At 61.7% G+C, this 12120-nt stretch carries 12 protein-coding genes; 9 read left to right on the top strand and 3 right to left on the bottom strand.

From position 1 onward, the window contains the following. The first annotated feature begins 88 nt into the window (after positions 1-88). The 5 genes from BLP10_RS17900 to BLP10_RS17880 all read left to right on the top strand — a co-directional run bounded on the left by BLP10_RS17900 (position 89) and on the right by BLP10_RS17880 (position 6311). Complete coding sequence (locus tag BLP10_RS17900) at positions 89-1522, top strand: FAD-linked oxidase C-terminal domain-containing protein (RefSeq protein ID WP_091137696.1); 1434 nt, start codon at positions 89-91, stop codon at positions 1520-1522. Then, positions 1519-2706, top strand: coding sequence for an FAD-binding protein (locus BLP10_RS17895; protein ID WP_091137693.1), 1188 nt, complete (start codon positions 1519-1521; stop codon positions 2704-2706). Before BLP10_RS17900 ends, BLP10_RS17895 begins: the two co-directional genes overlap by 4 nt. A gap of 1 nt (position 2707) precedes the next feature. Continuing rightward, positions 2708-3322, top strand: coding sequence for a DUF2585 family protein (locus BLP10_RS17890; protein WP_091137690.1), 615 nt, complete (start codon positions 2708-2710; stop codon positions 3320-3322). Positions 3323-3331: 9 nt separating this feature from the next. Then, entirely contained in the window at positions 3332-4687 is a 1356-nt protein-coding gene (glcF, locus tag BLP10_RS17885; protein ID WP_091137688.1) for a glycolate oxidase subunit GlcF, read from the top strand. 100 nt (positions 4688-4787) lie between these two features. Further along, positions 4788-6311 carry a hypothetical protein gene (locus BLP10_RS17880; RefSeq protein WP_091137686.1) on the top strand — a complete coding sequence of 508 codons (1524 nt, stop codon included), beginning with the start codon at positions 4788-4790 and terminating at the stop codon, positions 6309-6311. 60 nt (positions 6312-6371) lie between these two features. Here the strand turns inward: BLP10_RS17880 and tyrS are convergent, their stop codons facing one another. Continuing rightward, a complete protein-coding gene (gene tyrS / locus BLP10_RS17875) occupies positions 6372-7622 on the bottom strand; it encodes a tyrosine--tRNA ligase (RefSeq protein ID WP_091137946.1) in 1251 nt (416 codons plus the stop codon). Positions 7623-7929: 307 nt separating this feature from the next. On the opposite strand from tyrS, the gene BLP10_RS17870 reads away from it, so the two are divergent. Further along, positions 7930-8508, top strand: a complete 579-nt coding sequence (locus BLP10_RS17870; protein ID WP_091137683.1) for an NUDIX hydrolase — start codon at positions 7930-7932, stop codon at positions 8506-8508. 60 nt (positions 8509-8568) lie between these two features. Beyond that, a complete protein-coding gene (locus tag BLP10_RS17865; protein ID WP_091137680.1) occupies positions 8569-9255 on the top strand; it encodes a DUF2076 domain-containing protein in 687 nt (228 codons plus the stop codon). A 74-nt stretch (positions 9256-9329) separates the two neighbouring features. On the opposite strand, the gene BLP10_RS17860 is transcribed toward BLP10_RS17865, so the two are convergent. After that, the gene (locus BLP10_RS17860) at positions 9330-10079 is read right to left on the bottom strand and encodes a L,D-transpeptidase (protein WP_244510659.1); all 750 of its coding nucleotides are present in this window, start codon (positions 10077-10079) and stop codon (positions 9330-9332) included. A gap of 212 nt (positions 10080-10291) precedes the next feature. On the opposite strand from BLP10_RS17860, the gene BLP10_RS17855 reads away from it, so the two are divergent. Continuing rightward, positions 10292-11137, top strand: a complete 846-nt coding sequence (locus BLP10_RS17855; protein WP_091137675.1) for a DMT family transporter — start codon at positions 10292-10294, stop codon at positions 11135-11137. 3 nt (positions 11138-11140) lie between these two features. Here the strand turns inward: BLP10_RS17855 and BLP10_RS17850 are convergent, their stop codons facing one another. Next, a complete protein-coding gene (locus BLP10_RS17850; protein WP_091137673.1) occupies positions 11141-11554 on the bottom strand; it encodes a DUF3806 domain-containing protein in 414 nt (137 codons plus the stop codon). 179 nt (positions 11555-11733) lie between these two features. On the opposite strand from BLP10_RS17850, the gene groES reads away from it, so the two are divergent. Beyond that, the gene (gene groES / locus BLP10_RS17845; RefSeq protein WP_091137671.1) at positions 11734-12021 is read left to right on the top strand and encodes a co-chaperone GroES; all 288 of its coding nucleotides are present in this window, start codon (positions 11734-11736) and stop codon (positions 12019-12021) included. The last annotated feature ends 99 nt before the right edge of the window (positions 12022-12120 follow it).

Here is a 12120-nt window from a genome sequence, read left to right as displayed (position 1 = left end):
ATTATTGGAAATCTCCCCCAAGGCCAGCTACCTTGTGGGAAAGCTGCTATGCCTTGAAAGCAGCCGGATAATGCCCGGGGAGGGTGTCATGACGATCGCATTCCCGAAGCCGGACGAGGCCGTTTTGGCCCGCCGCAAGGACATCATTGCAGGGCTGGGGCGGCTCGTGCCCTCCGAGGCCCTCATCGTTTCCGAGGATGAGCGCCGGGCCTTCGAGACCGACGGGCTCACTGCCTATCGCCAGATGCCCCTCGCCGTCGTGCTCCCATCCACGACGGAAGAGGTTTCGGCCATCATGCGCTTCTGCCATGAGCATGGGGTGAAGGTGGTGCCCCGCGGGGCGGGAACCTCGCTGTGCGGCGGGGCAATCCCCCAGGAGGACGCCATCGTTCTCGGCGTTGCCAAGATGAGCCAGGTGATCGACATCGATTTCGAAGGCCGTACCGCGAGGGTGCAATCGGGCATCACCAATCTCGGCATCAGCCAGGCTGTCGCGCATGAGGGCTTCTTCTACGCGCCTGATCCATCGAGTCAGCTCGCCTGCACCATCGCCGGAAACATCGCCATGAATTCCGGCGGCGCCCACTGCCTGAAATATGGAGTGACCACCAATAACCTGCTCGGCGTCACCATGGTGCTGCTCGACGGCACGGTGGTGGAGATCGGCGGCGAGCATCTCGATGCTCCCGGCTACGATCTGCTTGGGCTTATCTGCGGATCGGAGGGGCAACTCGGCGTCGTCACGGAAGCCGTAGTCCGAATCCTGCGTGCTGCGGAAGGTGCGCGCCCCGCGCTCATGGGCTTTTCCTCGGTGGAGGATGCCGGTGCCTGCGTTGCCGCGATCATCGGTGCGGGCATCATTCCGGTGGCGCTCGAATACATGGACAAGCCCGCGATCCAGATCTGCGAGGCCTTCGCCCATGCAGGCTATCCGCTCGACGTGGAGGCCATGCTGATCGTGGAGGTCGAGGGCTCGGATCAGGAAATCGACGACATGCTTCGACGCATCGTCGCGATTGCGGAGCCATTCAAGCCGAAGACCCTGAAGGTCTCGCAATCGGAAGCCGAGAGCGCCGCAATCTGGAAGGGCCGCAAGTCGGCCTTCGGCGCAACGGGACGGATTGCGGATTACATCTGCATGGACGGCACGATTCCCACGGGTCAGTTGCCATACGTGCTCAACCGCATCGATGAGATCGTGAAATCCTACGGCCTTGGCGTCGCCAACGTGTTTCATGCGGGCGATGGAAACCTGCACCCCCTCGTCATGTTCAACACGAACGTGCCTGGCGAGATGGAAAAGGCTGAGAAAGCAGGCGAGGACATCCTCAGGCTCTGCGTGGAAGTCGGCGGCTGCCTCACCGGTGAGCATGGGGTCGGCATCGAGAAGCGCGATCTCATGACGTGCCAGTTCAACAAGGTCGATCTCGCGCAGCAGATGCGCGTGCGCGGGGTGTTCGATCCGCTCTGGCTTCTCAACCCTGCCAAAGTGTTTCCCCTGGAAGGAAGGCTCGCTGCGTGACCAACCATCTTCCCCGCGACGAGCAGGACGCCTCGGACATCATTCGCGACGCATCAGAGAAAGGCATTCTGCTCAGCCTCTCCGGCCAGGGCACGAAAGCCGAGATGGGACGGCCCAACCAGACAGACGCCTCGATCTCTTCCGCGTCCCTGACGGGAATCACGCTCTACGAGCCAGCGGAAATGGTGATCTCCGCAAAGAGCGGCACTCCTGTGTCGGAGGTGGTTCGCACGCTTGCCGAGAAAGGGCAGCTTCTGCCCTTCGAGCCTATGGATTACCGTCCACTTCTCGGCACGCGGGGAGAGCCGACCATCGGCGCGGTGGCAGCCATGAACATCTCCGGTCCGCGCCGCATCATGGCGGGTGCTGCGCGCGACAGCCTCATCGGCGTGCGCTTCGTCAACGGACGCGGCGAGGTGGTGAAGTCCGGCGGGCGCGTGATGAAGAACGTTACCGGCCTCGATATCGTGAAGCTCATGGCGGGTTCCTGGGGTACGCTCGGCTTTCTGACGGAAGTGACATTCAAGGTTCTCCCCAAACAGGAGCGCATGACGACCCTCGTTCTGCGCGGCCTCAACGATGCGCAAGCGATCGATGCGCTTTCGCAGGCGCTTGGCTCGCCCTTCGATGTGACTGGGGCCGCCCACATTCCGGCGCGTGACCGGCAAGGTGCGAGCACGCTGATCCGTCTCGAAGGTTTTTCCGTCTCGGTCGATTACCGGCTTGGCGAGCTGCGCCGCCTGCTCAAGCGCTTCGGCGGCTCCACGGATATTCTCGAAGGCCGCGGCGCGGAGGCGGTGTGGCAATCGCTGCGGGATGCCACCGTGCTCACCGACGGCGCGGATCGCGCGATCTGGCGCGTCTCGACCGCCCCGACCAAAGGCCCTGAATTCACCAAGCGCGTTGCGCAGGCCCTCGAAGCGCAATGGTACTACGATTGGGGTGGCGGTCTCATCTGGATCTCGACCTCCGGTGACGGCGATGCGGGAGCATCGGTGCTGCGGGAGACGACACAGTCCCTGGGCGGTCACGCGACGCTCGTGCGTGCGCCTGCCGAAATCCGCTCATCCGTCGATGTGTTCGAGCCGCAGAACGAAGCGGTGATGACGCTGACCAAAGGCATCAAGGCCTCTTTCGACCCGTCTGGAATTCTCAATCCGGGCCGGATGTATGCGGGCATCTGAAATGTCAGGTTCCGCTGTCTTGAGCCCTGCAGTCGACAAGAGCGGGACGAGGGCAGCCGTTTATGCTTTTTTTGCTGCCGCTCTCATTGCATTGACCGCCGCGATCCTGCTCGCCATGGGGCGCATCCTGATCTGCAAATGCGGCACTGTGGAGCTCTGGCATGGCGTGGTGCGCGATTCCGGCAACTCGCAGCACCTGACCGACTGGTACACGCCGTCTCACATCATCCATGGCTTCCTGTTCTATCTGGGCACATGGGTCATCGGTTTCGTTCGCGGCAAGGCGCTGCCCTTTGGGGTGGCGCTTCTCATCGCCATCGGCTTGGAGGCCGCCTGGGAGATCGTCGAGAACACCAACATGGTGATCGAGCGCTACCGCGCGACGAACATCGCCCTCGACTATTACGGGGACAGCGTTCTCAATTCCGTATCCGATATTTTCGCCATGATCGTCGGGTTCTTTCTAGCGCGAACCCTTCCAATCTGGGTGACGGTGCTTCTGGCCATATCGATGGAAGCGGTTACCGCGTACTGGATCCACGACAATCTCGCCCTCAATATCATCATGCTGATCCATCCGGTTGATGCCATCAACCAATGGCAATCGGCAATCTGAGATAAAGCGATGCAAACCAACTTCACGCCCGAGCAGCTTGAAAACCCGGCCATGGCCGCTTCGGAGAAGATTCTCCGGACCTGCGTCCATTGCGGCTTCTGCACGGCAACCTGCCCGACCTATCTGCTTCTCGGCGACGAACTCGATTCACCGCGCGGGCGCATCTATCTCATCAAAGACATGCTGGAGAGCGGCAAGCCCGCATCAGCGGAGGTGGTGAAGCATATCGACCGCTGCCTGTCGTGCCTGTCCTGCATGACCACCTGTCCGTCCGGCGTGCATTACATGCATCTCGTCGATCATGCCCGCGCCTATATCGAGGAGACGTACCATCGTCCCTGGCACGATCGGCTCCTGCGCGGCTTGCTCGCGCGCATCCTGCCCTATCCGAAGCGCTTCCGCGTTGCCATGGGTGCCGCGATCCTGGCAAAGCCCTTCAAGGGTCTGATCGGCGCGCTGCCGGTCCTCGGCAACCGGCTGGGGGCAATGGTCGATCTGGCGCCGGCCCGCATGCCCGCCCGCTCGCCGCTGGACCAGCCCGGCACGTTTAAGGCCGAAGGGGAGAGGCGCGGACGGGTCGCGATCCTGTCCGGCTGCGCCCAGCCGGTGCTCAAGCCCGGCTTCAACGAGGCCGCCATCCGCCTGCTCAACCGGCATGGTGTCGATGTGGTGCAGCCGAAAGGCGAGGGGTGCTGCGGCGCGCTCGTTCATCACATGGGCCGCGAGGAGCAGGGCCACACCTTCGCCAAGCGCAACATCGACGCCTGGATCGCCGAAATGGACGGGGAGGGGCTGGATGCCATCATCATCACGGCCTCCGGTTGCGGCACCACGATCAAGGATTACGGCTTCATGTTCCGGGACGATCCGGCCTATGCCGAGAAGGCGGCCCGGGTTTCGGCCATCGCCAAGGACATCACCGAGTATGTCGCCTCCCTTGATCTGATGAACCCGGTACGAGAGACCGACCTCGTCGTGGCTTACCACTCGGCCTGCTCCATGCAGCACGGCCAGGCAATCCGCACCGAGCCCAAGACCCTGCTCAAGAAGGCGGGCTTTGCCGTGAAGGACGTCCCGGAAGGCCATATCTGCTGCGGCTCGGCAGGCACCTACAACCTGCTTCAGCCGGAGATCGCCAATCAACTCCGGGCCCGAAAAGTTGCCAATATCGAGCGGACGAAGCCGGACCTGATTGCCACCGGCAATATTGGCTGCATGACCCAGATCGGCAAGGGAACCGAGATCCCGCTGGTCCATACGGTCGAGCTTCTGGATTGGGCGACCGGCGGCCCCATGCCCGAAACCCTTGAGAAAGCGGGATTCCAGAAGCGGGTCTCCCAGCCGTTAACCATTGCGGCCGAGTAAGTCTGTCACAGGGTTGCGCAACGAAATTTTGTTTTCATCTGGCCTGACTCTGGGTTAAAAGGTGCCGATAGAGTGAAATTTGGGGTGAAGGGCCGGCGCCATGTCTTCGGGTTGGACGTCTTTCAGAAACCGTTTCGGCGGCAAGAAGCCGGGTGAAGAGGTCGTCAGCGTCCTGTCGGCGCAGGGTGACGTTGCGGTATCCTCTGCTGCGACTGCTGCCGCTATGACCGCTCCGCCCGAAAAGGGTGAGCCGATTGTCGTGCGCCCCAATGGGGCTCTCGATTCGGTGGGGCAGAAGAACGAGCTGATCCGCGTCCGCTTCGCCAACATGATCGACCGGCTGGAGGAAATCCGCAGCCTGAAGGAGGACTTCGCCCTCCTGAGCGAGCCGGTGAGCGAGCTCATCCGCAGCTATCCCCAGCTTCAGTCGCGCCTGCTGGAGACGGAGGCCGTGCTCAGGCAGGAGAGTGAGACCACCTCATCGCTCCGCCGCGAACTGCACGATCTCAACACGGTCCATGCCCGCACCATGGACGATCTGGCCGCCACGGTCTCCCAGCTGCGCAAGGCCGAGTCGAAGACCCGCGAACAGGAATCCTACATCGAGGACCTGCGCCTCAATGTGAAGGACAAGGAGGCGATGGTCGCCGACCTGGAGAACCAGCTCTCCATCGAGACCGAGCGCGCCCGCAACATCACGGAAGAGAACCAGGCCCTCCGCCTGGAGGCGCAGGAAGCCGACCAGACCGTCGCCCGCGCTGAGCGCGAACTCATCGAAATCCGCGAGCGCAACGGCCTTCTCGATCACGAGGTGAAGCGCCTGCAGAAGGTGGCGGAAGATCAGAATTACCGTCTCTCCAGCCTCACCAACCGCTATGGCGAGATCGAAACCCAGCTCGAGGCCACCCGCCAGCGCGCCTCCGAGCTTGAGACCAAGCTCATGGCCGAGCAGGTGCTACGCCAGCGTCTGGAAACGCAGCTCGATTCTGAGCGTTCCTCGCATCAGACGGATCTCTCGGCACTCGACATGAAGATCGAAGGCCTCAACTCCCGCCTTGGCGCGACCGACAAGATCCTGTCGCATACCCGCGACCAGCTGCGCGACAAAAACGAGGCGCTGCGTTCCGTCGAGCGCAACCTCAAAGAGACCACCATCGAGAAAAACACCCTCGACCGCCGTCTCGAGGCGACCCAGCAGGAGGTCGAGCGTCAGGTGGCCATGGTCAACGAACTCCAGCGCTCGCGCATCGAACTGCAGGAGCGCGTCGAGATGCTCAACAAGGCCATCGCCGCCAAGGACTTCCAGATCGAGAGCTCCGACAACAAGCTCACGAGCCTCACCGAGCGTATCGACCAGCTCACCAAGCGCTTCGAGCAGGATCGCAACGCATTGGAGGCGGCCAATCGCCGCCTCACGGAAGAGCTGCAGAACGAGAAGGCCGAACGCTCCCTCGTGCAGGGCGCTCTGGAGATCGCGCGCGAAAGCCGCATCAAGATCCAGAAGAAGTACATCGCGCTCCGCAAGAAGACCCGCCTCGACGCGCAGGAGGACGACGCCGGTCTCCTCGACGAGGAAGAGGTCGAAACGAACGTCCATCCGCTGAAATCCACGGATGCCGAGTAAGAAAAAAGCCCCGCTGATGCGGGGCTTTTGCTTTTTTGGCTCATAAGCAGCGCTCGAGCCTCAGATCGCTCTCACGAGAGCATGGCGCTTGCGTCCGACTGTCAGCATGAGAACGTTGTCGCGAAGGTGGGCATTGGTTGCGAGCGCCTCCTCATCGGTGATGGTCTCGCCATTCAGCTTCGCCCCACCGCCTTTGATCAGGCGGCGTCCTTCACTGCGCGAAGTGACGAGGCCCGCTATGTGCAGGAGGGCCGCCACGGACAGGCCTGCATCCAGCTGGGAGGACGCAACGTCGATGCTGGGCAATCCCTCGGGTGCAGCGCCTTCCGAGAAGGTGCGGTGAGCTGTCTCCGAGGCCTCGCGGGCAGCGTCTTCTCCATGCGCGAGGCGTGTTGCTTCATCCGCGAGAATGCGCTTCGCCTCGTTGATCTCCGAACCCCGCAGCTTGCCCAGTCGCTGCACCTCATCGAGCGGCAGTTCCGTAAAGAGGCGCAGGAACCGTGCAACGTCATCGTCTTCCGTGTTGCGCCAGAACTGCCAGAACTCGTAAGGGCTGAGGTTCTCCCTGTTGAGCCAGATCGCGCCGCTTGCCGTCTTGCCCATCTTGGTTCCCGCCGACGTTGTCAGAAGCGGAGTCGTCAAGCCGAAAAGCTGCCGCTGGTCAATGCGCCGTGCCAGTTCGATGCCGTTGACGATGTTGCCCCATTGATCCGATCCGCCCATCTGCAGCACGCAAGCGTGCCGGCGCGACAGCTCCAGAAAGTCGAATGCCTGGAGAACCATGTAGTTGAATTCGAGCAGCGTCAGAGGCTGCTCGCGCTCGAGCCGCAGGCGCACGCTGTCGAAGGAGAGCATGCGGTTGATGGTGAAGTGCGTGCCGAATTCCCGCAGGAACGGAAGGTAGCGCAGGGGATCCAGCCAGTCGGCGTTATCCACCATCACGGCATCCGTCGGCCCGTCGCCGAAGGTCAGGTATTGCGAAAACACTTTTCTGATCCCGGCGCTGTTGTGCGCGATCTGCTCATCGCTGAGCAAGGGACGGCTCGCGTCGCGGAAGCTAGGATCGCCGAGTTGCGTCGTGCCTCCGCCCATCAGAATGATGGGTTTGTGACCGGTCTTCTGCAGCCATCGCAGCACCATGATCTGCACGAGGCTGCCCACATGGAGGCTATCCGCCGTGGCATCGAAGCCGATGTAAGCCGCAATGGGGCCCTTGCAGAGCGTCTCGTCGAGCGCTGCAAGATCGGTGCATTGATGAATGAAGCCGCGCTCGGTGAGCGTCTTCAGAAAAAGTGATTGTGGAATTGTCATTTTCATATCTCCGGGGCTTTTGAAAGCCGCAGTCCGGAGACCGATCCAGAAATGAAAACGCCGCCGGAATGCGGCGGCATGGATCGTGAGGTCGCAACCAAACGCAGCCGCCCTATGGGGACGGCGTATAATAGCTGACGAAAATGGTGCGGCTCGTGATCATGCTTGTGGTTGTAGAGGAACGCGAGGCCATGTCAATCGACATGTTCCTCGATAGCTCAAGTCTGTCTTGAGAGCGCTCCTGAAAACTGCCAGGCTTTGAACCGCTTACCCTTCATCCTGATTTGCTCCGAGCAGGAAATCGTCCATGGCCTTCGATCCGTCAGCGTTTCGAGATCACATTCGTTCCGTGCTCGACCGGCATGCTCATGCCTTTGACCCTGCGCCTGCTCGGAGCGCCTTGCTCCGTGAGCAGATCGAGCGTGGCGACGACATCCATTCCCGCTCCACATTTCCCGGTCACGTCACCACGTCGGCGTTCGTCCTTGATGGGGCAGGGGGGCGGGTTCTGCTCATTCATCACCGCTCGCTTGCCCGATGGCTGCAGCCCGGCGGGCACTATGAGGCCCCGGAGACCCTCGAAGCCTCCGCCTTGCGCGAGGCCTTCGAAGAGACGGGCGTGCAGGGTCTCGTGATCGATCCGTGGCATGGGGCGTCGGGAATTCCCATCGACATCGACAGCCATCTCATTCCTGCCCGCCCTGGGAAGGGTGAGCCGGAGCATTGGCACCACGATATCCGCTATATCGTGAGAGCGGAGGTGGGCGCTGTTCATCCCGATCTCGCGGAGGTGCACGCAGCCTCATGGCGAGATGTGGCAGAGCTGGAAGGCATCGCTCCCGAAGCCTTGTACAATATGCGCAAGCTTGGCCTTGTGCGCCCCTAACATTACGCGAAGCCGCGCTTACATTTCAGATTCATGATCCATGCGCGAAGGAGGCTTACCATGAACGATCAGGAACGTGAGGTGATTGCCGACATCTTCCGGCGTCTCGAACAGGTGGCCAACCAGCCCCGCGATCCGGAAGCCGAGCGCTTCATCGCAGAGAAATTGCGCCAGCAACCCTATGCGCCCTATGCCATGGCGCAGACGGTCTTCGTGCAGGAACAGGCGCTGGCACGGCTGCAGCAAGAAAACGATCAGTTGCGTGCCGAGCTCGATCACGCCAGCCGCCAGCCGCAGCAGAGCGGCGGGTTCCTCTCCAGCATCTTCGGCGGGGGCGCGCGTCCACCGGAGCCGGCTTACAATACACCTCCTGCGCGCCGTGCTTCTCCCTGGGGCGCGCCTCAGGGAACGCCTCAGCAATCCTATGGCGTACCGCCTCGGGCGCAGGCCGGACCATGGGGCGGGGGCATGATGCAGCCGCGCGGCGGCTTTCTGCAGTCGGCGCTCTCGACCGCCGCGGGCGTCGCCGGCGGCATGATGATCGCCAACGCCCTGTCGCATGCGTTCAGCGGCAACGACAATCCCACCGATGCAGCCGCCTCGTCGCTCGCCGATCTCGGCAATGATCAGGGCGGCAATACGGATCTCGCCGGCATCACGGATTCTCTCTATGGGAATCATGACCAGAGCGGCGATGACTTTTCCGACTTTGGCGGCGATGCCGGTGACGACGGCGACTGGGCTTAAAAAGCAGGGGCGCTCACGAAACGCAAAAACGCCCGCCATTTGGCGGGCGTTTTTCATGACGGTGCTGACTCGGATCAGATCACGATCACATTCGTGCCGACCTTCACGCGGTTGTAGAGATCGACCACGTCTTCGTTGAGCATCCGAATGCAACCGGAAGAGACGGCCTGGCCGATGGTGTGCGGCTCGTTGGTGCCATGAATGCGGTAGAGCGAGGAGCCGAGATAGAGAGCGCGTGCGCCGAGGGGATTGTCCGGGCCGCCCTCCATGAAGCGTGGAAGGTCCGGACGGCGCTTCAGCATCTCTGCCGGCGGACGCCAGCTCGGCCACTCGCGTTTCATGGACACTGTCTTGCGGCCCGCCCATTCGAAGCCCGGACGACCGACGCCGATGCCGTAGCGAATGGCGCGTCCGCCCTCCTGCACGAGATAGAGGAACTTCTCGTTCGTATCGACGACGATGGTGCCTGGCCGCTCCTTACCGCGATACGAAACGATCTGGCGCTGGAATTCCGGCGAGATCGCATAGTCGATGCTGTTGTCGTAGCCGGGATCGGAATACGACTGCGGCAGGGTGGCGACATGCGTGCGGGTGCGCACGGAGCCCGTCGCATATGGGTCGGAGCCGCGCGTGGCCGGACGGGTCACCAGGGGATAGCCTCCGTTATAGCCATCCTGCGTGCGGGCGTAGGGATAGTAATCGTATTCCGGGGCAATGTAGGTGTTACCGTAGTAAGACCCACCTCCATACACGGATTGTGCTGATGCCGAAGCCGGCAGAAGGGCGGCAAAAAGCATTGCTGTGCAAGGGATCCAAGCGCGCATAGGAGCATCCTAGTTTGTTGTTTCGAACAATAAACGACAAGCGCGGCTTTTGTTTCCAATGAACGGCCCCGCTCTATGCGCCAGCGCACATCGGCTTTTCTGTCGACAGTCTGAAACGAGGGATGAAGCGATGTTTAAATTGCTGTAAGGGCTTCACTCTTCTGCGAAGGCTTCCATCCTGGAGGCACGCGCCTCACATCGTCGTGATTTGAATGCAATACGGTCCCGCCCTGCGGGCAGCCGCGGGCATCGCGGTTCTGTCTTTCATGGACGCAGTCATCAAAGGGATGTCCGTCTATTATCCGACCTTCCAGGTCGCCTTTCTGCGCTTCGCCTGCGGGACCATCATCGCGACCGGCGTCGTCGCGGTCATGCGGCCGGGCTGGCCGAGCCGCGAGACGGTTCAAGCCAATGTGCTGCGCTCCGTGATCGCCGTCATCACAGCGGTCAGCTTCTTCTATGCGTTGGGTCAATTGCCTCTGGCTGAAACCCTCGTCTTGTCATTCCTCTCGCCCATGTTCATCGCGCTCTTCGGGCTGCTGATGCTCAAGGAGCGGGTGGACCCGAGGATCATCGCCGCCATCGCCATCGGCTTCGGCGGGACGCTCATCGTCGTTCTGGGCCAGACGGAGGAGGCGGGGTCGTCACGGTCCTGGATGGGCGTCGGTGCGGCCCTCCTGTCGGCGGTCACCTATGCCCTGAGCCTCGTGCTGCTGCGCCAGCGGGCCCAGCGGGACAAGTTTCTGCACATCGTCTATTTCCAGAATATCGGTCCGGCCCTTCTCGTTCTTCCCTTCGGCCTCTGGGCCTGGCAGCCCTTGAACCTGATGCACCTCGCCTGGTTCATGCTCATGGGCGTCCTCGGCGTCATCGGTCACGTGCTCATGGCAACGGCTTATGCCAAGGCGGAGGCTGCCCGCCTCGCGCCTCTGGAATACACCGCCCTGATCTGGGCCGTCTTGATCGGCTATGGGGTATTCAGCGAGGTCCCGACCTTGGCGACCCTCGCGGGTGGTCTCCTCATCGTGGCCGCCGCCATGCTGACCAGCCGGCGGTAGAACCTATTCCTCGAAGTCGCGGCTCTTGGCATCCACTTCTTCGACGATGGCTCGGGCATTCTCGATGAGATCCCGGATGTCGAAGGGGGTGTCTCCGTCCTCGAAGCGGTTGGTTAACGCAGAAAGAGGCGCGATGACTGCCATCTTGTGGGGATGAGCTACCACAGGCTCGGACCCGTAATCGTCATCCATGGTTACCCACTTAAACCCAGCGACCCGAACGAGCTCGTCTCCAATAAGAACCCCGATGGCCTCCTGCTCCTCGACAGCATGATCTGCAATGGCTCTGAGATCGAGAAAACGCTGAGCGCTCTCGATGGAGACATGAGCAAGGAGGCCGGCAAGCAGGACCCGCCGCTCGGTCAGGAGGGTTTTATGGTCAGCCCAGAGGGATTGATAAAGCGGCTGGCTGTTCATGCAACTCAGTTACTAGCCAACACATCGAAGCCAATCAAGCTCGTCTGAGAGTCTTGACTCCTTCAAAGCTCCTCCTTATCTCGCCATCGTCGTTAGCACTCGTCGTCCGACAGTGCTAACAAGGCATTCAAGACCAAGGCGTGGCCATCGGGGCCACGTTAAGTCAAAGGGGAAGTTCCATGAAGTTCCGTCCGCTGCACGACCGCGTCGTCGTCCGCCGCATCGAGGCCGAAGAGAAGACGGCCGGCGGCATCATCATCCCGGATACCGCCAAGGAAAAGCCGCAAGAGGGCGAAGTCGTCGCCGTCGGCGCTGGCGCCCGCGATGAGAGCGGCAAGGTCGTTGCTCTCGATGTGAAGGCCGGCGATCGCGTCCTGTTCGGCAAGTGGTCCGGCACCGAGGTGCGTATCGACGGTCAGGATCTCCTGATCATGAAGGAATCCGACATCATGGGCATCGTCGGCTAATCAAGCCTTCGACCCATCACAGATTTCCAATTTAACTGGAGGCTAAGCCTATGGCTGCCAAAGACGTTAAGTTTTCTACCGAAGCCCGCGATAAGATGC

The sequence above is a fragment of the Microvirga guangxiensis genome (genome assembly GCF_900102135.1).
In the GTDB taxonomy this organism is placed as follows: Bacteria; Pseudomonadota; Alphaproteobacteria; order Rhizobiales; family Beijerinckiaceae; genus Microvirga; species Microvirga guangxiensis.
Note: the sequence above shows the minus strand (reverse complement) of the source record. Positions and strands in the feature narration are given on the sequence as shown.